Source organism: Sulfurospirillum oryzae (assembly GCF_025770725.1).
GTDB lineage: Bacteria > Campylobacterota > Campylobacteria > Campylobacterales > Sulfurospirillaceae > Sulfurospirillum > Sulfurospirillum oryzae.
Window position 1 is genome coordinate 94,130 of record NZ_JANZKZ010000003.1, and the last position, 26,294, is coordinate 120,423.

The 26,294-nt window shown below is 40.3% G+C and carries 30 protein-coding genes; 17 read left to right on the forward strand and 13 right to left on the reverse strand.

The features are described from left to right. Positions 1–226 precede the first annotated feature (226 nt). Genes N0B29_RS09260 through N0B29_RS09295 form a run of 8 tightly spaced genes read left to right on the forward strand, consistent with a single transcriptional unit; the run spans position 227 to position 5,369 of the window. Entirely contained in the window at positions 227–625 is a 399-nt protein-coding gene (locus N0B29_RS09260) for an arsenate reductase ArsC (protein ID WP_263833440.1), read from the forward strand. After that, positions 622–1,329, forward strand: a complete 708-nt coding sequence (locus N0B29_RS09265) for a cytochrome c biogenesis CcdA family protein (protein WP_263833441.1) — start codon at positions 622–624, stop codon at positions 1,327–1,329. Before N0B29_RS09260 ends, N0B29_RS09265 begins: the two co-directional genes overlap by 4 nt. An 8-nt stretch (positions 1,330–1,337) precedes the next feature. Beyond that, entirely contained in the window at positions 1,338–1,766 is a 429-nt protein-coding gene (locus N0B29_RS09270; protein WP_263833442.1) for a thioredoxin family protein, read from the forward strand. 11 nt (positions 1,767–1,777) lie between these two features. Continuing rightward, positions 1,778–2,737, forward strand: a complete 960-nt coding sequence (locus N0B29_RS09275; protein ID WP_263833443.1) for a permease — start codon at positions 1,778–1,780, stop codon at positions 2,735–2,737. 9 nt (positions 2,738–2,746) lie between these two features. Then, on the forward strand, positions 2,747–3,208 hold the full coding sequence (locus N0B29_RS09280; RefSeq protein WP_263833444.1) for a rhodanese-like domain-containing protein: 462 nt from the start codon (positions 2,747–2,749) through the stop codon (positions 3,206–3,208). Then, positions 3,205–3,435, forward strand: a complete 231-nt coding sequence (locus N0B29_RS09285) for a thioredoxin family protein (protein ID WP_263833445.1) — start codon at positions 3,205–3,207, stop codon at positions 3,433–3,435. Before N0B29_RS09280 ends, N0B29_RS09285 begins: the two co-directional genes overlap by 4 nt. 44 nt (positions 3,436–3,479) lie before the next feature. Continuing rightward, positions 3,480–4,913, forward strand: a complete 1,434-nt coding sequence (locus N0B29_RS09290) for a sensor domain-containing diguanylate cyclase (protein ID WP_263833446.1) — start codon at positions 3,480–3,482, stop codon at positions 4,911–4,913. Between the two features lie 9 nt (positions 4,914–4,922). After that, positions 4,923–5,369: a C-GCAxxG-C-C family protein gene (locus N0B29_RS09295; RefSeq protein ID WP_263833447.1), complete on the forward strand. Its 447-nt coding sequence runs from the start codon at positions 4,923–4,925 to the stop codon at positions 5,367–5,369. Here the strand turns inward: N0B29_RS09295 and N0B29_RS09300 are convergent. Together N0B29_RS09300 and N0B29_RS09305 are read right to left on the reverse strand one after the other, a co-directional pair. After that, entirely contained in the window at positions 5,352–6,773 is a 1,422-nt protein-coding gene (locus N0B29_RS09300; protein WP_263833448.1) for a sensor histidine kinase, read from the reverse strand. The two genes, N0B29_RS09295 and N0B29_RS09300, sit on opposite strands and share 18 nt — an antisense overlap. A gap of 1 nt (position 6,774) precedes the next feature. Next, positions 6,775–7,446, reverse strand: coding sequence for a response regulator transcription factor (locus tag N0B29_RS09305; RefSeq protein WP_263833449.1), 672 nt, complete (start codon positions 7,444–7,446; stop codon positions 6,775–6,777). Positions 7,447–7,553: 107 nt separating this feature from the next. Here N0B29_RS09305 and N0B29_RS09310 point away from each other — a divergent pair, with 107 nt between their 5' ends. The 6 genes from N0B29_RS09310 (at position 7,554) to N0B29_RS09335 (ending at position 11,347) form a co-directional block, all read left to right on the forward strand. Further along, the gene (locus tag N0B29_RS09310) at positions 7,554–8,621 is read left to right on the forward strand and encodes an ethylbenzene dehydrogenase-related protein (protein WP_263833450.1); all 1,068 of its coding nucleotides are present in this window, start codon (positions 7,554–7,556) and stop codon (positions 8,619–8,621) included. A gap of 11 nt (positions 8,622–8,632) precedes the next feature. After that, positions 8,633–9,340, forward strand: a complete 708-nt coding sequence (locus N0B29_RS09315; protein WP_263833451.1) for an Aq_1264-related membrane protein — start codon at positions 8,633–8,635, stop codon at positions 9,338–9,340. Between the two features lie 155 nt (positions 9,341–9,495). Beyond that, a complete protein-coding gene (locus N0B29_RS09320) occupies positions 9,496–9,834 on the forward strand; it encodes an ArsR/SmtB family transcription factor (protein WP_263833452.1) in 339 nt (112 codons plus the stop codon). Further along, a complete protein-coding gene (locus N0B29_RS09325) occupies positions 9,827–10,267 on the forward strand; it encodes a hypothetical protein (protein WP_263833453.1) in 441 nt (146 codons plus the stop codon). The genes N0B29_RS09320 and N0B29_RS09325 overlap by 8 nt, the downstream gene beginning before the upstream one ends. A gap of 146 nt (positions 10,268–10,413) precedes the next feature. Beyond that, positions 10,414–10,800 carry a putative zinc-binding protein gene (locus N0B29_RS09330; RefSeq protein ID WP_263833454.1) on the forward strand — a complete coding sequence of 129 codons (387 nt, stop codon included), beginning with the start codon at positions 10,414–10,416 and terminating at the stop codon, positions 10,798–10,800. A gap of 10 nt (positions 10,801–10,810) precedes the next feature. Then, positions 10,811–11,347 (forward strand): putative zinc-binding protein, encoded by a 537-nt coding sequence (locus N0B29_RS09335; RefSeq protein WP_263833455.1) that lies wholly within the window; start codon positions 10,811–10,813, stop codon positions 11,345–11,347. Positions 11,348–11,399: 52 nt separating this feature from the next. On the opposite strand, the gene mnmA is transcribed toward N0B29_RS09335, so the two are convergent. The 11 genes from mnmA to N0B29_RS09390 all read right to left on the reverse strand — a co-directional run bounded on the left by mnmA (position 11,400) and on the right by N0B29_RS09390 (position 22,413). Next, a complete protein-coding gene (mnmA, locus tag N0B29_RS09340; RefSeq protein WP_263833456.1) occupies positions 11,400–12,419 on the reverse strand; it encodes a tRNA 2-thiouridine(34) synthase MnmA in 1,020 nt (339 codons plus the stop codon). An 84-nt stretch (positions 12,420–12,503) separates the two neighbouring features. Then, positions 12,504–13,724, reverse strand: coding sequence for an aminotransferase class I/II-fold pyridoxal phosphate-dependent enzyme (locus N0B29_RS09345; RefSeq protein ID WP_263833457.1), 1,221 nt, complete (start codon positions 13,722–13,724; stop codon positions 12,504–12,506). A gap of 149 nt (positions 13,725–13,873) precedes the next feature. Then, positions 13,874–15,142: a uroporphyrinogen-III C-methyltransferase gene (gene cobA / locus N0B29_RS09350; protein ID WP_263833458.1), complete on the reverse strand. Its 1,269-nt coding sequence runs from the start codon at positions 15,140–15,142 to the stop codon at positions 13,874–13,876. Beyond that, positions 15,139–17,424: a ferredoxin-like domain-containing protein gene (locus N0B29_RS09355; RefSeq protein WP_263833459.1), complete on the reverse strand. Its 2,286-nt coding sequence runs from the start codon at positions 17,422–17,424 to the stop codon at positions 15,139–15,141. Before N0B29_RS09355 ends, cobA begins: the two co-directional genes overlap by 4 nt. A gap of 168 nt (positions 17,425–17,592) precedes the next feature. Continuing rightward, complete coding sequence (locus N0B29_RS09360) at positions 17,593–17,994, reverse strand: M67 family metallopeptidase (RefSeq protein ID WP_263833460.1); 402 nt, start codon at positions 17,992–17,994, stop codon at positions 17,593–17,595. After that, positions 17,991–18,797 carry a HesA/MoeB/ThiF family protein gene (locus tag N0B29_RS09365; RefSeq protein WP_263833461.1) on the reverse strand — a complete coding sequence of 269 codons (807 nt, stop codon included), beginning with the start codon at positions 18,795–18,797 and terminating at the stop codon, positions 17,991–17,993. The genes N0B29_RS09360 and N0B29_RS09365 overlap by 4 nt, the downstream gene beginning before the upstream one ends. Further along, positions 18,794–19,000, reverse strand: coding sequence for a sulfur carrier protein ThiS (gene thiS / locus N0B29_RS09370; protein ID WP_263833462.1), 207 nt, complete (start codon positions 18,998–19,000; stop codon positions 18,794–18,796). Before thiS ends, N0B29_RS09365 begins: the two co-directional genes overlap by 4 nt. A 127-nt stretch (positions 19,001–19,127) precedes the next feature. Further along, positions 19,128–20,501, reverse strand: a complete 1,374-nt coding sequence (locus N0B29_RS09375) for a sulfate adenylyltransferase subunit 1 (RefSeq protein ID WP_263833463.1) — start codon at positions 20,499–20,501, stop codon at positions 19,128–19,130. Then, on the reverse strand, positions 20,501–21,379 hold the full coding sequence (gene cysD / locus N0B29_RS09380; protein ID WP_263833464.1) for a sulfate adenylyltransferase subunit CysD: 879 nt from the start codon (positions 21,377–21,379) through the stop codon (positions 20,501–20,503). The genes N0B29_RS09375 and cysD overlap by 1 nt, the downstream gene beginning before the upstream one ends. Positions 21,380–21,499: 120 nt before the next feature. Further along, positions 21,500–22,192 (reverse strand): phosphoadenylyl-sulfate reductase, encoded by a 693-nt coding sequence (locus tag N0B29_RS09385; protein ID WP_263833465.1) that lies wholly within the window; start codon positions 22,190–22,192, stop codon positions 21,500–21,502. Continuing rightward, entirely contained in the window at positions 22,189–22,413 is a 225-nt protein-coding gene (locus N0B29_RS09390) for a DUF2061 domain-containing protein (protein ID WP_263833466.1), read from the reverse strand. The genes N0B29_RS09385 and N0B29_RS09390 overlap by 4 nt, the downstream gene beginning before the upstream one ends. Before the next feature lie 328 nt (positions 22,414–22,741). Between N0B29_RS09390 and N0B29_RS09395 the strand changes: the two genes are divergently transcribed. From N0B29_RS09395 to N0B29_RS09405, 3 genes are read left to right on the forward strand one after another with little or no spacing between them, the layout of a single operon-like run. Beyond that, positions 22,742–23,761, forward strand: a complete 1,020-nt coding sequence (locus N0B29_RS09395; RefSeq protein WP_263833467.1) for a Fe(3+) ABC transporter substrate-binding protein — start codon at positions 22,742–22,744, stop codon at positions 23,759–23,761. Next, on the forward strand, positions 23,761–25,323 hold the full coding sequence (locus tag N0B29_RS09400) for an ABC transporter permease (protein WP_263833468.1): 1,563 nt from the start codon (positions 23,761–23,763) through the stop codon (positions 25,321–25,323). The genes N0B29_RS09395 and N0B29_RS09400 overlap by 1 nt, the downstream gene beginning before the upstream one ends. Beyond that, positions 25,320–26,279 (forward strand): ABC transporter ATP-binding protein, encoded by a 960-nt coding sequence (locus tag N0B29_RS09405; RefSeq protein WP_263833469.1) that lies wholly within the window; start codon positions 25,320–25,322, stop codon positions 26,277–26,279. Before N0B29_RS09400 ends, N0B29_RS09405 begins: the two co-directional genes overlap by 4 nt. Positions 26,280–26,294 lie beyond the last annotated feature (15 nt).

A 26,294-nucleotide genomic window follows, 5' to 3' on the forward strand; every position in this document is an offset into this window, starting at 1 on the left:
CATGATTATGAATATTGCCTTGCCCAACATTCCAAATACTGCTTTAGCCTACGCCACCAGTGTTATTGTTGGTTTTATTAACACTCTAAAAAGGTTTTTAATGAGCTTCTTGGATGCATTGCATCTTAGAAGCTCATGCAATAAAGTCATCTTTATATCAACATATCTTGATATAAAGATGACTTTATGCTACACTTTCATCATTGTTACATGTAAAGGTTGAACCATGAAAAAAGTACTGATTTTATGTACGGGAAACAGTTGCCGAAGTATCATCGCAGAAGCACTTGTAAACGCGCATCTTAAAGGCATTGAGGCTTATAGTGCGGGCGTTCGTGCTACGGGCAAAGTGAACGCTTATGCTAAAAAAGTGCTTGAGGAAGAGGGTATATGGAAAGAGAGCTATCACTCCAAAACGCTGGATGAGGTGATAGATATGGACTTTGATTTGGTGGTTACTGTCTGTGACCATGCTAAAGAGAGTTGCCCGATGTTTCCTCGTCCCATTCCTAAAATTCATGTCGGATTTTCTGATCCTGATGGTAAAGATTATGGGGCGTTTATTCTTACATGTAAAGCGATACAGGCTGAACTTTTACCGATCATTGAAGAAAAACTTTTATGAATTTGGAGCAGATGCTTATTGAGCTGACCTCAGAGTTTGGGGCATGGGCGATTTTTGCATCATTTGGCATTGGTCTTTTAACCTCTTTGGCTCCGTGTTCTATCATTACCTTGCCTCTGCTTGCGGGTAGTGCGCTTGGTTTGTCGGGCGATTTAAGCCCAAAACAAAAAAGAGTTTTTATTTACCAATACTCACTACTTTTTGTTTTGGGTTTGGTTGTCAGTTTTTCACTGTTGATGCTGTTGGTTTCTAAGATGGGCATAATGCTCTCTGTCGCTCCTTTTTGGGCGTATTTACTTGCTTCGTTTGCGACATTTTGCGTTGTTGCGTATGCCCTTGGGTTTATTCAAACATTTGATAAAGACAAAGTTGCACGTAAGTTTTTAAGGCTCAAATTTTTTGGCGCTGTGATCATCGGGCTGATTTTTGGGCTGGTAAGCACTCCGTGCGCATCTGCTCCTCTGGTTGCTATCATCACCATCGCCTCTCAAAGCGGTTGGGTTTATTCGTACGCACTTGTTTTGGCGTTTGCCTTAGGGCATGGCATGTTGCTATTAGTGGCGGGAACCTCACTCGGATTTACGCAAAGTGTGGTTTCGAGTCAAAAAATAAGCAGGGTGAGCCGCTTTATCAACGGCTTTTTTATCGTGCTTTTGGCGGGAATTGGTTTTTACTTTCTCTACCAAACGTATCTTGTATTTTAGGAAAAAAGATGAAAAAAAAGATTGTTTTAGCTGTGCTAGCCCTCTTCTTAGCAGGGTTTTGTGAGGCTAAAGAGCCTAATGCTTTTTCGTGGAAACAGAGCAATGAAGTTTCGAGTATATTGGATGCAACTGCTTATGCCCAGATTGTTCCACAGATCAGGAAAAGCCCAATGCTCATAGAGTTTGGCTCTACCAGTTGTGCTTCGTGTGTTGAGATGGGAAAATTGCTATACCGTGTTAAACAAGAGTATCCGCAAAGTGCTATTTACTTTGTAGAGGTTCATAGCGATCAACAAGCAACGCGTGATTATAGGATACAGATGATTCCCACACAAATCTATCTTGATGCTAAGGGTGGTGAATCTTATAGACACATTGGGATCGTAAGTTATGAGCAGTTAATCGCAAATCTCAAAGCAGAGAAAATTATTTTTTAAAAGGGTTTGTTATGTTTAGTCTCTGGGAAAAAATGGTTGATTATTTGGTGTATGGGCTTTTTGGGCTCGATTCTACGACTCAAAAAGCAGAGGCGTTGCATTTTTTTATCTTCGATACGATTAAGATTTACATTCTTTTAGTGCTGATTATCTTTGCGGTAACTTTTTTACGAACCTACTTTAACACCGAAAAAGTCAGAGTCTATCTGCAAGGTAAAAGTGAATTTACAGGCAATATCTTAGCGGCTCTTTTTGGCATTATCACGCCGTTTTGCAGTTGCTCTGCCATTCCTCTGTTTTTAGGGTTTATGCAAGCACGCATTCCGCTTGGTATTACCTTTAGTTTTCTGATCTCAAGTCCTATGAACAACGAGATAGCCATAGCGCTTTTGTTTGGGCTTTTTGGGTGGAAAATCACAGCACTTTACATCGGTTTTGGACTTTTGGTTGCCATTCTTGGCGGTTTCATCGTTGGTAAGCTGGGTATGGAAAAATATGTCCTCATACCTGTCGTACCGATGAGTGGTGATTTGGAAGAGGTCGAAATTAAGCTTACGATGAAAAAAAGAGTGAAAGAGTCTTGGGCTTATACATTGGATATTTTGCAAAAAATCTATCTTTATGTCCTCATGGGCGTTGGCATAGGGGCATTTATTCATGGTTATGTTCCAACAGAATTCATCGTCAAATACGCAGGAAGCGATGCGTGGTACAGCGTTCCTTTGGCAGTATTTTTGGGCGTTCCTATGTATGCAAGTGCCGCAGGTGTAATGCCTTTGATAGAAGTTTTGACCTCAAAAGGAATGTTGCTTGGTACGGCTCTGAGCTTTATGATGGCAATCACAGCCCTTAGTTTACCCGAAGCGATGATCTTAAAGCGCATTTTACATGTAAAGCTCATTGCGACTTTTTTTGGTATCGTCGCTCTTGGTATTATGGGTGTTGGGTATCTGTTTAACGCTATTTTATAGGAGTATTGGATGAAAAAAGTGATTTTTATGGTCTTGGCACTGGTAGGCTTAGTGAATGCGGCGGAGCTTAAAAAAGTTGGCATTGAAGAGTATTTGAGTTCGTTTGATTATAAAGAGCGTGAAAATATGAAGATCAAAACGCCTGATATGCTGGCTCTCGTTGAAGAAGGCAAGGCTATTTTAGTCGATGTACGTTTTCGTGAAGAGTTTGAAGTGTGGCATATAAATTTTGCTAAAAATATTCCTTTAAACGAACTGCCAAAACGTCTGGGGGAATTACCTAAAGACAAACTGATTATCACGGCATGTCCGCATTATGACCGCTCTAGCATGGCAAGGCTTTTTTTAACGCTGAATGGTTATAACGCAAAATATCTTAATGACGGATTGCTTAAAACAGCTGAATTTTTACGTGGTGACAATGCCAAAGAATTTTTGGATGAATACAACGCGCATAAGGAGAAAAAATGAAAATTGAAGTCTTGGGAACAGGGTGTGCAAAGTGTCAAGCGTTAAGCTTACATGTAAAAGAAGCCGTAGCGAAAAAAGGAATTTTTGCTCAAGTTGAAAAGGTTGAAGACATTATGAAAATTATGCAATACGGTGTCACTTCAACACCCGCTTTGGTTGTGGACGGTGTCGTAAAAAGCAGTGGGAAGCTCTTAAGTGTGGATGAAATAGTCACCTTACTTTCATAGGCTGAATAATTTTGTGTTATAATCGTGCATAGAAGGAGATAGCTATGCGATTAAAAACCAAAGTTGTTGTGATTATAGCGGGGTTGCTTTTAAGTGTGTCAATTACAGGCTCTATCATCAATTACCTCAAAAGCGTTCATGACACCCAAAATCAACTCCAAAACACCTCTTTGCCTCTCTCGGTTGATAATATATACACTGAGATTCAGCAGCGTATGATCGAACCACTTCTTGTGTCATCCTTGATGTCTAATGACACTTTTTTACGTGACTGGCTGATGGAAGGAGAGACAGATATTAATGGAATTTCACGTTACCTCACCGAAATCCAGCAGAAATATGACATTTTTACCACTTTTTTGGTTTCCGATAAAACAAAAAGTTACTACCATCCCAGAGGGATTATTGATATTATCAATGAACAAAACAGTGCTGATGCGTGGTATTTTAAATTTAAAGCACAAAATGAACCTTATGAAATCAACCTTGACCACAATGTCAACTTGGGTGATTTTTTAATCATGTTTATTAATTACAAAGTGATGAATTATAAAAATGAGTTGATCGGTGTAACAGGTGTTGGCGTAAGGTTGCTTAACATTGAAGAGATGCTCACATCGTTTAAAACCAAGTACAAGTACGATGTCTATTTTGTCGATCAAAATGGAGAGATAACGCTTTTTTCCAAAGGACTCAACAAACGTGGCAACATCGCTCATAGCGAAGGGTTAAGAGAGATTAATGAGGTTATTAAAAGTGGCATACAAACCCAATTTGAGTACAAAGATAAAGATGGTGAGTACCTGCTCAATACTAAATATATTGAAAAATTAAAGCTTCATCTTTTTGTTGAGATCAATAAAAAAGAGTATATGAACGAACTCAAAAAGACTTTTTATGCAAACCTTGCTATCTCACTTTTAGTGACATTGTTGGTGACACTTATTATTATTTATACGATCAATCTGTATCAAAAACAGCTTGTACAACTTGCCAGTGAAGATGCACTAACAGGGCTTGCTAACCGCAGGAAATTCAATGAGTATTTTGAAAAACTCTATAAACTTTATAAAAAAAGTGTCAATAGCATCACACTTTTGTTGATTGATATTGATGATTTTAAAGGGGTAAATGACACGCATGGACATCTTATCGGCGATGAGGCGTTGGTGCGAGTTGCACAGATTTTAAGAATGGAACTCAGAGCTTCTGATATGATAGCACGTTGGGGCGGTGAAGAGTTTTCTTTGTTACTGGTTGATGTAACGTCTCAAAATGCTTTAGAGATTGCGCAAAAGATTTGCTGTGCGATTAAAGAAGATCCAATAATGAATGAACTTTTGCAAAGACAACTTACCGTGAGTATAGGTCTTGGAGAACTTAGTAGCTTAGAGAGTCAAGATGGATTGGTGCATAAAGTTGATAATGCACTGTATGAAGCTAAAAAAGCGGGCAAAGACCAAGTGGTTGTTGCTTAAGGAGAGAATATGCGTGAAACAGTAGAGCAAAAAGCGTTGGAGTATTTTTCCAGCGGTTATGTGTGCAGTGAAGCGGTTTTAAAAACAATTGCCGAGAAACATGGTATCGATTCGCCACTTATTCCTGCTATTGCCACGGGATTTGGAAGTGGACTGGCGCGCAGTGAAAATGGTCTTTGTGGCGCATTTAGCGGAGGAGTGATGGCACTTTCTCTCCTTCAAGGACGCTCAAATGTAGGTGAGCCAAAAGACCCACTCTATCACAATGTGCAAGCATTCAAGGAAAACTTTGAAAAAGCATTTGGCTCTTGTGAATGTGCTAAACTTTTAGGATTTTCACTCAGCTCCCCCGATGCGGGTGAAAAGTTTAAAGAGGGCAATTGTAAAACGTGTAAGTGTGATTTGTATGTCGTTTACGCGGTTAAAGAGGTAGAAGTACTACTCGGAAACAGGTAGTATCACTTTCACTTCCAGCCCATACGGTTTGCGGTTTTTTACCCTAATGGTTCCATCGTGTACTTCAACGATTTGCTGAACAATGGAAAGCCCCAAACCAAATCCTTTGATATGTTTAGAGCGTGAGTCATCTGCTCGGTAAAAGCGATCAAAAACAAGTTTGAGCTTTTCTTCTTCAATGCCATTACCTTCGTCTTCTATACAAAAAATAGCTTTATCATTTTTATGCGTCAATGAGATAATAAGTGTTGAGTGATACGGGCTATATTTGATCGCGTTTTCAATAAGATTGGAAAAGACCGTTTTGAGCAAAATCTCATCACCGATAATGGCGACATTCTCCAACTCTAGAATTTCAAAACTAATATTTTTTTGGGCGCCCACAACCATAAGGTCTTCAATGGCTTTGAGTACCACGTCATCAAGATTTTGTTTGGTAAATTTGTTTTTCAACGATGCTTTTTCAATATAAGTCAGCATCAGCAAGTTCTTAACAATGCTTTGTAGTGTATCGACCTCTTCAAGATTGGAATATAAAATCTTTTGATACTCTTCACAACTTCTTGGTTCTTTTAAGGCAACTTCGATTTCGCCTTTCATTGCGGTCAAGGGTGTTTTGAGCTCATGTGAAACATCTGAAGAGAAGCGTTTAACTTGCCTAAGAGATTTCATCATTTTAAGATGGGTTTCATCGCTAAAAATTTGCAATGCCTTAATCGAACAAATTGTAATCACAAAAGCGCAAAGTGCTCGAAAAAGTTGCATAGGAACACCAAATGTTTCAAAAAACCAGATGGTATTGATGACATTGCCGGGAAAATATGTTGTAGGAGAGACCGCAATTCCCGCTAAAAGCGCATAGCAAATAAACGCAATACCAGGAATTTTGAAGTAAATTTTGAGGCGTTCGACATACTCTATTTTTTTGAGTGATTCTCCATAATAATAAAGCCCAATGCCTAAAAAGAGTGAGCCAAAAAATCCATAAGTATAACGAACTGCAGCAATGGCATCATTTAGGGAAGGGTGAATGAGAATCAAGGTTAAAAGACTGGAAATACTGATGATATAAATGACAGGTGCGGCATAGAGAGTGTGGAGAAAATGAAGCTTGGAACTCTCTTCTTTGAAACTCTCTCTGACAATAAATCGAGAAAACTCAAATAAAAACAGATAAGACAGAAGCAGTAGAATAAACTTGAGAGGGTTGAGAAATGATTTATAATCAGGATGAATATAGATGTACAGAAAAACCCACTCGACAAATGCGTGAAGAATGGCAAAGATACCTAAAAGCCAAATTTTTCGTGCAAAAAAGATCTCACTCTCTTTGGTTCTAACAAATAAAACTAAAACGCCTAAGATGAAAAAAGAGAGTCCATAAATAAAGAAGATAATATCCATTTCAGCACGACTCTATTTTATAACCCGAGCCACGAATGGTTTTAATCAGCGGCTTTTCACCTTCAAGGTCTATTTTATGGCGTAAATGATGAATAAAAACATTGATGATATTGCTCGATGTCGTCTCGTTAATTCCCCAAATTTTTTCTTGTAATTGTGTATGGGTAATAATATTGTTTTGATTAAGCAGCAAATAAACCAAAATATCAAACTCTTTGGATGTGAGAACAATAAGCTTTTTTGAACGCGTCACAACTCTTTTGGAGACATTGACTTCAAGCGTATCCAGATGTAAAACTTCATTAAAATTATAAGATGAACGGCGTAAAAGTGAGCGTATCCGGGCAACCAGTTCGGCAAAAACAAACGGCTTTACCAAGTAGTCATCTGCCCCACATCCAAGCCCAATGATGCGGTCTTCGACACTAATTTTAGCGGTAAGCATTAAGATGGGTGTGAGCTTTTTTTGATCGCGAAGTTTCTCACAAATCTTCACACCATCGAGTTTGGGCAACATCCAGTCGATGATCAGAAGATCATATTGATAAAGTTCAGCAAGATAAAGTCCATCTTCTCCGTCACTCGCGGTATCAACGATAAAACCTTCTTCTTGGAGCCCTTTTTGAACAAATGAGATAATTTTTGGATCATCTTCAATGATTAATAGTTTCATTCTTTCATCGTAGCTAAAGAAATATTAAAAAAAATTAATAAAGCGTTAATGTTGACGAAATATAAAGAGGTGATACTTCTTTTCACATTTAACAAAAAGGAGTTTTCATGAAGGACTTTACACAAAAAATTTCAACTGCGGGATTATCAGTTGTTATGGTAGGTTCAATGTTGTTAGCATCAAGTGCATTAGCAGCAGATTATAAATTAGAGAGTGTTAAAGGTACCCCTACAACGCTGGATGCAGGTGATGCTGCTTGGGCAAAAGCAAAAGAGGTTATCGTTCCATTGACCGAAACACCTTATCAGCCAGAAGGTTATAAAGGCATGACGAAATCAACAGCGGTGATTAAATCGCTTTATGACGATAAAAATATCTATATTAAACTTCAGTATGATGACCCAACCGAGAGCACGGCGCGCTTCCCATGGGTAAAACAAGCAGATGGTTCATGGAAGAGAATGAGTATAAAAGATCAAACGAAACATGAAAATGTTTACTATGAAGATAAGATGGCTATGTTTTGGAATATTAATACGAAAGGATTTGAGAAAAAAGGTTGTGCCATTGCTTGCCATCTTACTAAGGATGGTAAAAATAATGGCTTCCCTGATGATTCAGCGGGTAGAAAATATACGAACAACCCAGGTGAGTTTATCGATATGTGGCATTGGAAAGGCGTGAGAACAGGTTTACCATTCGATTTGATGCACGATCAGTATGTTGATAGTACCAATGATCCAAAACTTGCAGAAGAGTGGGGTAGAAAAGGTGATGAGTCGCTAGGTGGTGGTTATAAAGATAATTTCAATGCTGATAAAACAGGTCCTGCATTTATGAATAAAGATGCTAAAGATAATGCGATAGGTTCCATTAAAGAAGAAAATAAAATTCCTTTTGTAGATACATTCAAAGCAGGCGATTCAATTCCTGGAATTATTGTCAGTAAAATGAGCGGCTCTTCTGCTGATATTGTCACAAAGGCAGTTTGGAAAGATGGTAAATGGACAATGGTTATTAAGAGAGCACTTGTTACAACTCATCCAAAATCAGCAGAGCAAGACGTACAGTTTAATGATCTCAAGAAAAAATACTATTTTGGTGTTGCAGCGTTTGATAACTCTCAAATCAACCATGTGTACCATGATGGAAGTATAGAATTAACATTCAAATAAAAGGATTCAGTGTGTCGATTCAACAACTCAACACACCAGCAAAAACAGCGATATCGCTGTTTTTGCTCTTTGTGATAACCGCAACCATTTCATCAGTGATTTTGTTAGGGCTTGAACTCTCTGGTCAAAAAGATGGGCTCAATATACCGACGATCACCCAGATACAAAACAAGTACACTACGCCCTTCATCGTCTCTGCAATGAAAGGAAGCATGAATAAAGAAGTTACGGATGATGAAGATATAGATACGGTTCATAACTGGATTAACGATGGTGCTAAAAAAGAAGGTAAGCTCTATGAAGATGCTTGGAAAATCATACAAAAAGATTGTGCAAATTGCCACAGCAAAACTTCAAAAATGACCAAAGCGATTCCTTCAATGCCTTTTGATACGTATGAGCAAGTATTAACACATACCGAGTCGGGTTATTCATGGTTAAAAATGTCCAAACAAGCACATATTCACATGTTTGGTATTTCAACTTTCTTAGTGCTCATCTCCTTGCTTTTTGCTTATACAACCTATAAAGATAGCATCAAAAATGTTCTGATTATAGGCTCTTTTGGCGGTGCATTTTTAGATATTTTTTCGTGGTGGTTTTCAAAATTTATTCCCGAACTCGTCTATCTTATTTTTGCGATGGGCGGCGTTATGGTCTCTTCGATACTGCTTATGAGTGTATTGGTATTAGCCAATATTTGGAAAAGAGAGGGGTAAAACCCTCTTTTTCATAGAGCTCTTGCAGAACTTTTAACACGCTTTTCTCCAACAAACTTCTCCTTACGCATTGACAATGAATATTTATTTGTGGTATATTTTCACATATAAATGATTGTTTATATAAATAAACTTTTATATTAAAGGTTGATTATTTGAGTCAAGGCAATAGTTTACAAGGATATTTACAAATCCTAAGCGACATCAATCGATTAAAAATTATTCAGTTTATTGCTTATGATGAAAAAACGGTTTCTGAAATTGTTAATCAAACGAAATTATCGCAACCATTGGTGTCACATCATCTAAAAGTATTGAAAAACTACACTATTTTAGACACTAAAAGAAATGGTCCTTTTATTCTCTATAAACTGCACAACACCGATCTTTTAGATATTTTGGGTTTATTGTGTGAGTTAATTTCTAAGGACAATGAACTTGAAGACCCCATGTTTATACCTTCGCAAAAAAGAAAGGATAAAAAAGATGTTTAAAAATTTTACGCAATTTAACCCTGCTGGGAGGAGTTATAAAAAGATGTTAAGTGATGAAAAAAAGCGACAGATTGAAGAGCTGTTAGAGACTCTTTTTTTAGAGATGAATAACGATGAAAAAGAAGAAGCAGTGATGCTTATGATGCCAAAGTTGATGCATTATGGAATGCCTACGATGAAAAATATGTGCCAATCTATGGCAGCAAGTATGTGCGGTATGGACTCAAAAGAGATGCCAAGTGAAAAGCAAACAATGGATTTTGGAAGTCCTGAGATCAAAGGGCTTTTTGAAGATTGGCTTACTCAAGTGCAAGAAGAGATAAAAAGTTACCTACAATCCAATAACTCGGCAGGTGCTAAAGAGGTTGCGGAGTATTTAAAAATATCACAAGAGAGCGCAGATTATTTTATAAGCCTTATTGCAAAAGTTTAAAAGTATAGTATGTTCAATAAAAGGTTTTAACGCTCAGTAGAGAATTAAGATAATAAATTTTGTGCGCGAGTTATATACCAAATAGGGAATCAAAAATATTATCATATCAATATATCAACATATATTGTTAAAAAAGGAGGACTTTTATGGGAAATTGTAGTTGTGGATCAGCTAAAAAGAGTGAAGAAAGCACAAAGATAAAGCGAGTTTACGCTTGTTCTGGATGCGCTGATGTCGGCGAAGTTGCCGATAGCGTTAGCAGGCAATTACGTCATGATGGTTTTGCAAATGCAACGGCAAGTTGTTTGGTGGGAATAGGTGCTGGCATTGAAAGCTTTATCAAAGTTGCCAAAGAAACAGATGAAGTCATTACGATTGATGGATGTCCTATTGGGTGTGCTAAGTTAATGATGGAAAAAATAGGAATAAGCCCCACGAGTTATGTGTTGACGACTATGGGCTTGCAAAAAGGAAATGCAAAACCCACGAAGGAACTTGTGGAAGAAATTGCAACTAAAATTAAATCTTTATAGGGAGAAGTTTATGTACGAAGAGATAAAAATTGAAAAAATGGATGGCTATTGTAGTTCATGTGAAGATTATGCCAAAAAGCATACGACTCATCCAGCCAAAATAGCGATTATGTCGTGTGAAGGAGCTTGTTCGAAAGGAGAAGTATCTAGAAGAGCCGCCAATCTTATTGCGCATAAGCTTTCACCTGAAAATACCGTTAGAATTTGTTTGGGCGGTGCTTTTACCAAAGATGGAGGGCAGAGAAATTTAGTCAGACAGACGCATAAAGCTATCGCGATTGAAGGATGTTTTATTGATTGTGCTTCACGAATGATGAAAGGGGTGATCCCTGAACTTGATGCGCTTGTTGTGCAAGCCGATAAGATTTATAAAAAGAATTTGCCTTTTGAAATGAACGAAGTTTCTGATGAAGTGTTTAATGAGTACGCAAGAATCGTAGCGGAAGAGATTGTCGAGAAGTATATTCATGGCGATGCGAAACCTGAGGTATCACAAAACACTACGTGTGAACCTGTGAGCGATAGAGGCTGTTGTTCTTGCTCATAATGTGTTTTACATGTAAAGATGAAGAGCCCCAAAATGGAGCTCTTTATACGACTTACGCTTCGATCCAGCCGCCACCTAGAACTAAATCATCCGCATAGACTACAAGTGCTTGACCGCTTGCCAGTCCATAAACACCCTCTTCGAGTTCTGCGATGATTTTACCCTCTTCAATTTTTACATGCGCCTTAGCTTGTGGGCTTCTATAGCGCACTTTCACGCCATACATTCCCTCTTTAAAATCTTCTGGCAAGGAGAAGTTTTGTGCCACAACACGTTTTTGCAAAAGTTCCTCTTTGGTACCTGCGACAACGGTATTGGTTTTAGCATCGATGCCCACGACAAAATGCGGGTCATGCGCGCCGTTGATGGTAAGCCCTTTGCGTTTGCCGATGGTGTAGTGCATGTAGCCTTTGTGCTCACCGATGACCTTCCCACTGGTGTCTTTCACCACCCCTTTTTGATCGACATTGATATGTTTTTTTAACACCTCGATGTATGTGTCGGTAACAAAACAGATCTCTTGTGATTCTTTGTAGGTTTCAAGTGTGCCAAGCCAAGGCAATTTTTCCAAAGCAATGGGTTTAATGTCCTCTTTTTTCATGCCACCGAGTGGGAAAAGAATCTTTTCAATCACCTCTTTTTTGAGCCCAAAAAGGAAGTAGCTTTGATCTTTACTCATATCATAAGCTTCTTGAATGTGACCCTCTTTTATGCGCGCATAGTGTCCAGTCGCGATTTTTTCGCAGCCCATCTCCATCGCTTTTTCAAAGGCAAAGCCAAATTTCATGCGTGGATTACAAAAGGCACATGGATTGGGCGTTAAGCCTTGCTCGTATGATCTGACAAAATAGTCATACACATGCTCTTTAAAAAGGGCTTTGGCATCAATAACGTGCGTTTCGATGTTCAAATATTTGCTTACTTTTTCAATATTAGCGATGTTAACCGCGTGTTTTTTCTCATCCTCGTGAAGTTTGAGATAGATACCAATAACCTCATGACCTTGCTCTTTCAGCAAGTAAGCGGAGTAACTAGAGTCAATGCCTCCGCTCATTAGTAGTGCAACTTTCATAGTAATTCTCTTTTATTTACAATTTCGACGTCTAAAGAGTAAAAGTCTTTACGTTTCGTGTTAGCCCAAAAATAGGGCACCGTTTTATCCTAAGGCTTGGTCAATATCTGCGATCAAGTCTTCCACATCTTCAATACCCACAGAGAGGCGAATCATACCCTCCGTGAGTCCAAAAGCGGCTTTTTGTGCTTCGGAGTATTCCGCGTAAATCGTATGGTACGTTGCAATGGCTAGAGATTTGTTATCTTGGACATTTGTGCCTCGTTTGATGATATTGAGGCGATTTAAAAATGCGTATGTCGCTTCTTTATCTTTAAAGCTAAAACTCACAATGCCACCACCGCCACTAAATTGTTTTGAAGCGTTAACGTATGCTGATGAGCCCTCTAAAAAAGGGTATTCCACGCTGATGATTTCAGTTTTTGTTTGCAGGTGTTTGGCTACTGTAAGTGCGTTAGAACAGCTTCGTTTGACGCGCAAATCCATGGTCTCAAGTCCTAAAGATAGCAGGTAAGCACTTTGAGGTGAAAGTGAAGCCCCTAGATTTCTAAAGGTCTCTTTGCGAAGGCGTGCGATAAACGCATTGGGTCCAAATTTCTTATAGTAAGGCTCTAAATTGGCGTGATTTTTCCAGTTAAAGGTACCATTATCGACGATCAAACCACCAAGGACATGTCCGCCGCCTGAAATGTATTTGGTCGCAGAGATAATCTCAATATCCACACCATGTTTTTTTGCATTAAAGATGTTCCAAGGCGTTGCCGTTGTATCGACGATAAGAGGCACATTTTGCTCTTTTAAAACACTTTTAATCGCCTCAAAATCAGGCACAATGAGCTGAGGATTACTGACACTTTCACAAAAAAGAAAGCGTGTTTTAGCATCAATATTGGCTTTAATTGCCTCCAAATCGCTCAAATCTACATAACGCACTTCAATGCCAAAATCACTGAAAAGTGTTTGGAAAAGGGAGAGCGTATTGCCAAAAAGGTACTGCGTGGTAATGATGTTATCGCCACTTTTTAAAAGTGCAAACAGCGCATTTGAGATGGCAGCCATACCCGTAGCGGTTGCGATGACACCAAAAGCGCCACTGATCGCTTTGATTTTGAGTTCAAACTCTTCAATAGAAGGATTTGAGGAGCGTGTATATACATGCCCCATCTTTTGACCTTTGAAAACGGCTTCGAGGTCTTCTGCTTTTTCAAACTCAAAGGCTGAACTTTGGTAGATAGGGAAGCGCATTGCGCCATGTTGATCTTTGTGTGCTGGTTTGGCATGCAATGCTTTGGTGGTAAATCCCATAAAAATATCCTTATTTTGAATGTAAATCAGCTATCGAAAAAACCCTTTCTCGGCACGGTTGAGGCACGATGGGAGCCCCGAAACGCTCCGCTTATTCGTCCCATCGGCTCAAAGTGTCTCGTGCGGAATTTTTTCTACGCGATTTACGTTTACATGTAAATAATTTTGCCGCTATTCTCGGCTGGTAAAATGTTCTCTTTTGCGACACACTCACCGATGATTAAGACCGCTGGTGTGGCACATAATGTCGCCATTTTATCCAATTTTCCCACAGTTCCCACTATGGTTACTTGATCGGGCAGGTCAATCTTCGATACAAATGCGGCAGGAAGATTGGGGTTGATGTTCTGTTTGGCTATGGCATCTTGGATTTTTTTTGCAAAACTGTGCGCCATTAAAACAATGACCGTATGCAAAGGCTGTTTTAAAATGCTCACCCAATCATCGTTAAAAAGCGTCTCTCTTAGGTGCGCCGAGACGATGGTCACCCCTTTGGAAATGTCACGAATCGTTGGCACAATGCCTGAAACAGTACAAGAGCGAAGGGCTGAGGTAATGCCATTGATCACCTCAAAGGAGATGCCATGTTGCGCCAAAACTTGTTTCTCTTCGCCGAGCCTTCCAAACAGAAGCGGGTCGCCTCCTTTGAGACGTCCGACAACAAGCCCTTGTTTGGCGTAGTCCACTAAAAGAGTGTTGATTTCATCTTGACTTTTGGAGTGAAACCCCTTCTTTTTGCTGACATCTACCACTTTACATGTAAGGGGAATGAGAGAGCGAATCTCCTCAGAGACCAGAGCATCCACCAACGCAACATCGAGTAGTTCAAACGCATTCAACGCATCTAACGTGAGGTTACCCACATACCCAGTTCCACAGCCGATCAAAAAGACTTTTCCCACACCTGCTTTGGCAATGTCTCGAAGTTTTTCGAGGTCACGGTCTGGTTTTTTGCGCTCGTTTTTCAGTCTGTCAATGAGTGACGTGAGGTCATGCGGTAAAATCTTTTCGATCTTATCGCGAATGACTTGCGCTAAAGTAGGCGAACTTCCACCACTGCTGACCGCGACTTGAATGTCTCCACGACGGGTAAGCGCGCTAAAGTAAAAATCGCAGAGTTCAGGAACATCCACGACATTGAGCCAAAAATGATGAATCGGTTTCAGGGCGACCAAACGCTTGGTCACCTGCTCATTGCCTGTCGCGTCAATAATCACCTCAAAGCCCTCTGCATCAGCATCCTCAAACGCTTTACATGTAAAGATTTTGGATTCAAAATAGGCATCTAGCCTTGATGCTGCGACGATTTCGTACGCAAAATCAAGACTGTCCAGTACGCGCGCTTTTTGTGCGGCGACTTTGCCCGCCCCAATCAAAAGCGTGCGTTTAGGCGTGAGTGCGATGCCTAAGGTACTCATTTTTTAACGATCCTTACGCGCCAGCCATTACCCTCTTTCGTGGTTGCTTCGACGGTGTGACCTTCACTTGCCACCGATTTTGGCACGTTATCAATCGGTGCTCCATCATCAAGTAAAATCTCCAAGACTTCACCGCTTTTAATTCTTGAGAGTTCCATCTTCGTTTTCACAAAGTTCATCGGACACGCAACACCGCTAAGGTCTTTAAAATGGGCTGACTTTTCTTCTTTAGGCGCATTCGCAGCCGCAGCCAACTCTTTTTCTTTCGCAAATTTAAGGGTATTATCCATTGTCTTGTAAAGCTTGATAACTTCTTCTGCCAGCTCGATAGATTTCTCATCGGCATCACCCTCTAACATCGTTCCAAAATAGGCGTTGAGCAGTGTCGTGTCGATAAAAAGTGTTTTAAAGGCTTTTAGTACGCCTGCTTTATCCCTAGCATCTTCTCCACGAGTCACAAGAAGCATACGAGCAGACAAGAGACGAATCAGCTCATAGTCTTTTTCCTCTTTCTCTAAAGCCTCTTTAAGAGCCTTTTTATCGGCTTCGATAAGGTCGTACATACCTGCACTACATTCGCCTGTTCCTCTTCCTTTGAGTGAGAAGAGTTCTACCGCATCATAGTCAAAGTAAGGGTTTTTATCCTCTTTGAACGAAGGGATATCAACGTATTTTTTAGAAATATCTTCAATTATTTTGAGTCCGCCATCATCGATCCAGTCTGCAAAGCTCTCGTATTTTTTAACGAGTGGAAGCCATGTGTTGAGAACTTCTTCCACAAATGCTGGAAGATGGAAAGCTGCAACATCGCCACATTTTTGAGCAAACACAGTACCTTCGCCACTGGTGCGATTCCCTGCTACGACATTGTACGCTGGGTAGGAGTACCCCTCATTACGTTGTACTTTTCCAAAAAATCCAAGATCGCCAATGAGGTGTTTTCCACAACTGTTTGGACAACCGGAGAGGTGAATTTTAAAGCCTTGTAATTGGTCATAATCGTATTGATCGAAAAGTTTAACAAGACGTTTTTGAATCGCTTCTACCGCACCACGAGGACGAGCAATACCCAGCTGACACGTTGCCGCACCCGTACACGCGACCATATCGCCAAAGAAGGTTGGTTTAGAAACATCTTTGGAGAAGTTTTGAAGGACATCATGCAATGTAATCATCTGTGAAGCCGTGAGGTTACGGATGTAAAGGTTTTGGTCGCCTGTAAAACGAAGCACATCATCACCAAATGGAAGCAGTGCATTGGCAAGGGCACGCGCATTTTCAAAATGAACATCACCTAGATACACAGGCACTTTACAACCATAAAGTCCCTCTTGTTTTTGCGCATAAACGTAACGATTCCACCATTTTTTATACGCTTCTGGCACTACAAATGGCTCATCTTTGGTGTTGCCAATGGTTCGCTCAATCTCTACAATCGGCAACTCCCAGTCGCCTTTGGCTTTGAGGGCTTCAATCTCAACGTTGACGAGTCTTCTAAACTCATCCATTCCTAGTTCTTCAAGCAAGAAGCGAAGACGTGCGGCATGTTTGTTTTTGCGGTTACCATTTTGGTCAAACACTTGTTTAATCGCTTGAGAGTATAAAAAGACTTCCGTGTCTGGTACAAAATCAAGGAATTTAGTTCCTACACGAGATTTTGCACCCATACCACCTGCGACAAAGAGCTTAAAGCCTTTGACACCGTCTTGAATTTTCGCGATAAACCCTACATCATGGATGGTCGCATAACCGCGGTCTGCTTCTGAACCACTAAAGGTAATTTTGAATTTACGAGGCAGTGCAAATGAGTCCTTTTGCTCAAGCATTTTTGTTGTAATCGCAAGTGCATAAGGTGAAACATCAAATATTTCATCTTTGGCTGTACCCGCAAGTGGGTCAGCAGTAACGTTACGAACGGTATTGCCACCGCCACCACGACCACTGAGTCCGATACTGTGCAGCACTTCGATAATGTTGATAATATCTTCGATTTTGACATAGTGAAGTTGCGCACCACCACGGGTGGTAATGTGAATCGCTTCATGCGCGTACTTTTCAGCTAAGTCAGATAACGTTAAAAGTTGTTTTGGCGTTAGGATGCCGCCTGCTAGTTTGATGCGCACCATAAAGGTATTGGCTTCGCGCTGTTCATACACACCAAAAGGGACACGCATTGTTTTAAAGGTAAGCTCATCAAGCGTTCCAGCCAAAAACTCGGCATGGTTTTTTTTGAAAACTTCCAAGTCATCGTAGACGAGTTGGGGGATAATATAGTGACTCATAATCGTAACTCCTTATCGTTACATGTAAACGTTTTAATGAAGAAGGCAGCTTCGAAATAAATCCTCTTGCAACACGGTTGAGACACGATAGGAGCCCCGAAACGCTCCGCTTATTCGTCCCATCGGCTCAAAGTGTTTTATTCGGATTTTTTCTACGCGCCTTCTTCGTTACTCTAAAATTATTTGGATCTCTTCTTTTTCAACCGTTTTATTTTTAATAATAAAGGACTTCATATCAGGCGTTTCACCTGCTAATGAAACAATAATATAGCTTACATTTGGATCAAATGCCAAGCGAATATCTTCCTCGCTTGGACGTGCTGGTGTCTCTGGGTGAGAGTGGTAGACAGAAATGAGTCTAAGACCCTCTTTTTGCGTCTTTTTAAACGCGTCAAACTGCTCTTGCGGATCAAAACTGAAGTGCTCGTTGCTCGCATCGGTGTTCTTCATAGGAATGGCGTATTTTACTTCGCCATTCAGTCCCGCAAGATAACCACATGCTTCAATGGGTGTATCTTTTAAGGCGTGTGCGACGATCTCATCGTACACACTTTGTGGGATTTTAATCATAGCTTTGCCTCACACACAACCGCTTCATAATCTCGTATCTCTTTGATGCCTTCCCCTCCGCATACACGGCATTTAGGATTTTTCTTGAAATTCACATTTCTAAAGTTCATGCTTTTCGCATCAAAGGTTAAGAGTCTGTTGTAGAGTGGCTCACCTACACCGACGATGTATTTGAGCGCTTCTGCTGCTTGAATGGTTCCTAACATTCCCGCAACCGCTCCTAAAATGCCCGCACTTGAACATGTTGGAATGGCATTCGCAGGTGGTGGGCTGTCAAACACACACGCGTAACACGCACTCTCATGAGGTTTAATCGTCATCGTTTGTCCGCCAAAGCGTAAAATGCCACCGTGAGAGTAGGGGACATTGGCTAAAACACACGCATCATTGATTAAAAATTTGGATGAAAAGTTATCTGTTCCATCAATGACGAAATCATAGCCTTTGACGATGTCCAAGATATTGGACGCGTCCAAAAACTTTTGGTACACCGTTACTTTGACATTGGGATTGATCGCTTCCATCTTCGCTTTCGCCGAGAGCACTTTGGATACACCGATGTCTGCTGTGGCATGAATCACTTGGCGTTGAAGGTTTGAAAGATCAACGACGTCACCATCCACGATGCCGATTTCCCCAACGCCTGCGGCGGCTAGGTAAAGTGCCACAGGAGAGCCAAGCCCACCCGCACCGATGACTAAAACTTTTGAATTGGCAATTTTCTCTTGCCCCTCAATACCGACATCTTGGAGGATAATATGGCGTGAATAACGCTCTAATTCCTCATCGCTAAAATCTCTCACGCGCCACCTCCCATAAAATATAAAAAGTTAATCTCATCGCCCTCTTTAAGTGCAATCGTTGGGTACTCGTCTTGTCTTCTAAACTCATCATTGAGCTGAACGGATACCATCTCTGGCATTTCGACGTTTTCAATGATCAATAATTCAGTTAGAACGATCCCGTCCTTAATCTCTTTGACATCGCCGTTAATGGTTAATTTCATTTCTTTCCTTTTATATTAAATTAAAGCACCAAAGGTGCGCGGGCTCACTGCCGAAGTGAACCCAGTGTTAACGTAGCTTTGAGAGCTTTGCCCTCAAAGCGTGTAGAGAGTTCTTCAAGAACTCGCCTTAATGGAACTGATGTGGAAAATGTTTGCGAAGCAAAGCAAAAAGCTCCTCTTCAAACTCTGCACTGGTGCTTGCTTTGTCGACTAAAACATTGTTTACGTTTATTGCTTTGGTTCGTCTTGTTGTGTATTGCTCTAAAACCTCAGTGATGATGCCACCACCTGCGATGTCAAACTCATCGACAATGACAAAGCGACCTAGTTTTTGGTTTTCAGCAAAAAGTTCCATCGCCAAAAGATCGTGTACTCTAAAGATGACGCATGCCGCTTCGTGACGACCCACGCTTGGCTCATCGGCACGATCTAGGGTATCGCCATCGATCACGCGTTTGATCTCTTCAAGGTAAATCGTGCTTTGCGCCGAACCTATTTTGATCTTGTACGGTTTATCAAGCTCTAGCGGTTTTGCGCCCAACCAAAAGAGGTTGGCTTCAAAACGGTTGCTCACTCGTGGCGCACTTTGATCAGCTCTGGCTACCACGTCACCGTTTCGCACGTAAATTTGTGTTTCAAGCGTAAAACCAATCGCCTCGCTCTCTTTGACACTCGTTTTTACTTCGGTGTTAAAGCTCTCGATGCTTGCGACTTTCGAGCGTTTCAAAGAAGGGTAAAAAACCACTTCATCGCCGACATTCAGTTCTCCACTCGTAACGGTACCCGCATAGATACGGCGGTCATCGTTGTCACGTGTAAACTTGTACACATCTTGCAATGGCATTCTAAAGTCATCATTCTCTTTTTCTTCCACGCTTTTGAAACTATCTAAAATTTCTAAAACAGTAGCCCCTTTATACCATGGCGTTGAAGCAGAATGCTCGATGAGATTCACACCTTCACGCGCACTGATCGGTATAAAGATGTCGCTTTTAATGCCCAGTGTTGCGAGGTATTCGCTGTACTCAATTTTGAGCTTATTAAAAGCGATTTCACTAAAATTGACCAAATCCATTTTGTTAACGACAATCGCGACTTGTTTGATGCCCAAAAGAGAGAGCAACATGCCGTGGCGTTTGGAATTTTCAGCCACACCCTCTTTGGCGTCAATGAGAAGCAGTGCCGCCTCAGCACGAGACGCTCCACTGATCATGTTTTTCAAAAATTCGATGTGACCGGGTGCATCGATGATGATATACTCTCGTTTTTTACTTTGGAAAAAGACGCGCGCACTGTCTATGGTAATGCCTTGTTTTTGCTCATCGGCTAGTGCGTCGAGCAAGAAGGCATACTCAAAAGGGCGTGCATTGTTTTCACACATCTTTTTCACACTCTCTAGTTTTCCTTGTGGCAATGAGTCAGTGTCGGCAAGCAGACGCCCGATGAGCGTACTTTTGCCGTGATCGACGTGCCCTGTGATGACAATATTGAGTCTTTGCATTACATGTATCCTTCTTTTCTTAGTGCTTCGAGCGTTCCGCCGCCATCTTTATCTTGAGCCCTTCCTGAGCGTTCAGCGATGTCTTTAAACTTCCCACTGGTGAGCTCTTCGATGATCTCTTTTGGCGTTGTTGCCACAGAATCCACTGGAGCCGTACATGGAAAACAGCCTAAAGAGCGGTAACGTTTTCCATTGCCTTGGTTAAAATAGAGGTTGATAATAGGAATATTCTCCCTCTCGATGTACTCCCAAATGTTAAGTTCCGTCCACTCTAAGAGAGGATGAATGCGCACATGAGTGCCTGGTGCAAAGTCCGTTTTGTACTGATTCCAAAGCTCTGGCGGTTGCGTACTGGCATCCCATTCGCTCTTTTCATCACGTGCTGAAAAGACACGCTCTTTTGACCTGCTTCCCTCTTCATCAGCACGTACACCTACGATCACACCCGTATAGGGCGCTCCGTTTAACTCATCTTCCCATATTTTTTTGTAAGGGTTCCATTTACGGCGTGCCCATGTACCATCCAGCGTGTATTTGAGTGCGTCGCTTTTAAGTTTTTTACAACAACTTAGTCTGTCCAATCCATTCACAAAGGTTTCGCCCTTAGCCAAGGCTTCTTTGTTTTGTCCCACCACGAGGTTTAAGTCCCATTGAATCGCTATTTCATCGCGGTAGCGAATCATCTCAGGAATTTTAAACGCTGTATCAATGTGTACCAATGGGTAAGGTACATGCCCAAAAAATGCTTTTCGTGTGAGCCATAAGAGTACTGTGCTGTCTTTTCCTATGCTCCAAAGCATGGCAAGGTTTGGGAAGCTTCGATAGGCTTCTCGCAAAATATAGATACTCTGAGCTTCGAGTCTGTCTAAATGATCCATCTTTAATCCTTAAGTCATTTTTAACACGCATCACAAGCAAAGCTTGCGATGACTGCGCTAACGCTGAGTTTTCTTCGGCAGAATGCCCGCGCTTCGCTTTTGCAACCTTGTTGTGGTCGCTTATTCTTTATGCAGATGCAATCCGCACTCTTTATGTTCTGGGTTTTCCCACCACCATCTGCCCGCTCGTATATCTTCGCCCTCTTTAATGGCTCTCGTACAGGGCTTACAACCAATGCTTTTAAACCCTTTAGCATATAAGGTGTTTTGAGGTATGGCATTTTCGCGCATGTAACGCTCAACATCTTCATCGCTAAAGTGAGTAAGAGGGTTGAATTTTAACAGTTCAAATTTATCATCAAACTCGACCAGTTTAGTGTCACTTCTCGTGATGGACTGCGCGATGCGAATACCGCTAATCCAGCCATCATATCCTTTCAATGCCTTAGCTAAAGGGATGATCTTGCGAACATGGCAACACTCTTTGCGTAGATGAATATCATCAAAGATGCCGTATTCTCCGACCTTTACTTCCAATGCTTTGATTTGCTCGTCGCTTGCGCTAAAGCGTTGGATTGTGATGCCAAAAAAGGCTTCAATCTCTTTTTCATACGTGATGGATTCAGAAAACAGTTTATGGGTCTCAAGCGTAAAGACATCAAAATTAATGCCTGCTTTTTGAGCAAGAAAGATGTTAATGGCATCTTCATTTTGATGGCTAAATGCCAACGTGACTTTAAGAGCTTTGGCTCCAACGAGTTCTTGAAGTGTGTTAATCGCTTCTGCGATTTTTGTTTCATAAGCGATACTCATATTTGATACTCGATTTCTTTTTGGCGACCAAAATTGATCTTGTTCCATGCTCGTTCATGAAAATAGTAGAGCAAGGTTTTAGTGATAAGCTCAAATCCTCCAATAGACACGGCAGCAAGTGGGCTTCCTGTGACGATAAAACTAATCAACATGGTGTCAACTGTGCCAAGTGTTCTCCATGAGATCGCTTTAACGATGCTTCGTTTTTTGTGCTCTACCATGTTGTCTCCTTCTAAATTTTCAGAATCATAGCATTTTACTAGGGTATTGTCAAGTAATATTATCAAAATAGTCGAGAATAAACTTTTTAATCTATCTCAATTTGTGATAAAATCCTTAATAATAAGCACTTTATTTAATAAATACAAGTGATATTGCAATGAATAAAGTTGAATAAAACAGTCAACAATAAAAACTTTGCAGATAAACTATAGTAAATTTATAAAGAATAAAAAGAATATATCAATATCTAATTGATAATAGTTATTATGTTTATTTAAAGGTTTTGTGTATTATGATTTCGACGAAAAAATAAAATAAGGATTTTCCATGAAAAAAGACTCACGTTTTCTAAAACTCATATTAGGTTTAAGTTTAGTAACAAGCACAATGATGGCAAGCGAAGTCAATGTCTATTCACATCGCCATTATGATAGTGACAAAGCACTCTTTAAAGCATTTGAAGAAAAGAGTGGCATTAAAGTTAATGTTATTACAGCAAAAGCAGAAGAACTTGTTTCAAAGCTTAAAATTGAGGGCGTTAATTCACCCGCTGATATGCTTATTACTTCGGATATTGGTAATTTATATGAAGCTAAAGAAGAGGGATTACTACAAGCCATTAACTCTAAAACCTTGACGGAAAATATACCAGCTCATCTAAGAGACAATGATAATGAATGGTTTGGACTCACAAAACGTGCGCGTATTTTCGTTTACAATCCAGAAAAAATTTCCGAAAAAGATCTTGGAAGTTATTTGGATTTGAGTGATCAAAAATTTAAAGGAAAAATTCTCACTCGTAGCTCATCGGCTGCATATAATAAATCACTTTTAGCCTCTATTATTGCTAATCATGGTGAAGTAAAAGCGTTAGAATTTGTGAAAGGTTTGGTTGCTAATTTTGCGAGAGATCCAAAAGGAAATGATAGAGATCAAATCAAAGCAGTAGCAAGTGGTGAGGGTGATTTGGCGATTGTCAATACGTATTATTTGGGGATTATGCTTAACAGTAAAGACCCTAAAGATGTTGAAATTGCCAAGAGCGTAAAGCTTTTCTTTCCAGCACAAAAAGCTGAAGGAACACATATTAACATTAGTGGTGCTGGTGTAACGAAATATGCTAAGAATAAAGAGAATGCTATTAAGCTGATTGAATTTTTAAGCAGTGTTGAGGCACAAACACTCTTTGCTGAAGCTAATTATGAGTATCCAGCCAATCCAGCCGTTAAAGCTTCTGGAACCGTAGCGACATTTGGTGTATTTAAAGAAGATACCTTACCTCTTGCAGAGGTTGGAAAATATAACAAAAAAGCAGTTGAAATTGCGACAAAGGCAAACTGGAGATAATGCAAACGTTTAAATATCTACTAGCCCCTCTTTTGGGGCTAGTAATCTCTCTTCCCATTTTTTCGCTTGTCATTTACTTTATCGCACAAGGCGATGTAAGCATGGTGAACATTAACACTTCAGAGCTAGTACTTTATTTTAAAAGCACCGCCATTGTACTTTTTGGAACGGCATTTTTAGTACTTTTTTTGGGTATTAGCACAGCATTTATGAGTGCACGCTTTATTTACTTTGGAAGTCGTTTTTTTAGTTTAGCCTTTGTATTACCTCTTGCTTTTCCAGCCTACATTTTAGGTTACAGTTATGTGGGGTTTTTCGAATTTCATGGCATTTTAGCAACGCTTTTTTCTCTTCCCAAATTTAAACTCGACATCTTAAATATCTATGGAGTCATTGCAGTCCTCTCTTTTGCAATGTTTCCGTATGTCTTCATTTTGGCGCGTGTCTCATTTGCTTCTATCTCCTCAACGGTGGTAGAACTCGTTTCACTCAAACAGCTCTCATTTTGCAAAGCCTTTTTCACGGTCTATCTGCCTTTGGCGTACCCTGCCATTTTTGCGGGATTGGTACTTGCTATGATGGAAGTTTTGAGTGATTATGGAACCGTGGCGTACTTTGGTGTCGATACTTTTAGTGTGGGCATTTTTAAAAGTTGGTTTGGCTATGGCAATCTGGGCGAAGCAATCAACCTTTCGATTATTATGCTTGTTGTAGTTTTTGTCATCATATTTGCAGAGTCACGTTTAAGAGCGAGGTATCGCTTTATTAGTTCTACACATAGCAGTAAAAAAGCATCTAAAGTTACATTACAAGGATTTCAAAATGGCATCGCTTTTGGACTCTCTTTGCTCATAAGTACCTTTACGCTTTTTATTCCAACGGGTGTTCTTTTGTACTGGTTTTATCTAGATTTCAACACATTGGATTGGAGTTCTTTAACCTATCTTTACCATACACTTAGTCTCAATATTCTCTCATCGTTCATCATCATCGCTTTAGCGTTTGGAATGGTCTATGCCTCGCGTTTTTACCCAAGCAAGCTAGGAGTGATTAGCCATAAACTCTCCATTCTTGGTTACTCTATCCCTGGAGCGATCATCGGTATAGGCATTTTGCTTTTTACCAATTTTATCGACCAAAATTTCGGTAAAGTCGTACTTGGGGGTTCATTTTTTGCGCTGATATTTGCGTATCTGACGCGTTATTTTGCTGCAAGCATTGGCTCGGTTGAAAATGGGTTTAGCAAGATCGATAAAAGTATCGATGATGCGACCATTGTTTTTGGAACAAGCGAATTTGGGCGTATGTTCAAAGTCTATTTGCCACTGATGCGACCTTATTTGTTGAGTGGTTTTTTGATTCTTTACATTGACCTTGCTAAGGAACTTCCAGCGACTTTACTTCTAAGACCGTTTAATTATGACACCATTGCCATTCGTATCTACGAGCTAGCCAGCAATGAGATACTCTATAAAAGTGCCTTTCCATCGCTCTTGTTGGTGGTTACAACCGCCATTGCGGTCTTATTACTTAATTCAAAATTTGTACGAGGTAGAAGATGAAACCTATCGTCAGCATCGAAAATTTACACAAACATTTTTGCAAAGGAAGTGTCTGTGTTGCCAATCAGATCAGTTTTTCCATCAATGAGGGTGAAATTTTTACGATTTTAGGCAGAAGTGGCAGTGGAAAAACGACCCTTTTGCGCATGCTTTCAGGTCTTGAAAATCCAGACAGTGGAACAATTTGCATTGGTGACAAGGTTGTGTATGACGCCAAAACCAATCTTCCTCCCAATCAGAGAGAGATCGCCATTGTCTTCCAAAACTACGCACTTTTACCCCATCTGAGCATCGCTCAAAACATCGCTTTTGGAAGTAAGGCGAGCCAAGAAGAGCTTTTACATGTAATGCAAAAAACCAAGATAGAAACGCTCTCTTCCAAGTACCCGCACGAGATCAGTGGTGGTCAGCAGCAGCGTGTTGCATTGGCGCGTGCTATATTGGATAAGCCTAAGATTTTACTGCTCGATGAGCCACTGAGTAACATTGACACCGAGCTTAGAGCCATTTTAAGGGCAGAGCTTAAAGAGATGATCAAACTCTTTAGCATCACAGCCCTTTTCATCACGCACGACAAAGAAGATGCGTTTTATCTTTCCGATCGCATTGCGATTATGGATGGAGGCGATATCTTACAAATCGGCACACCCAAAGAGATTTACAATCAGCCCAATTCTCTTTATTGTGCCAACTTCTTAGGAAAAATAAATGTGCTACCTAAAAGTTTGGGGTTAAGCGAAAAAGAGGTTTATTGTAGGCTTGATGCCGTGTATCTAGGCTCTGGTTTTAAGCATCAGGCATTGATTAAAGAGATTGTGTTTTATGGCAATTTTTACGAAATTATTTTGGATTTTGAAGGCGAAATTCTTATGGCGTATAGTTTTGATGACACTTTAAATGAGGGAAAAACCATAGGCTTTGAGATTGATGTAGGTAAGTTAATATCGTTTGTTTAGAAAGAGATAGTGTAT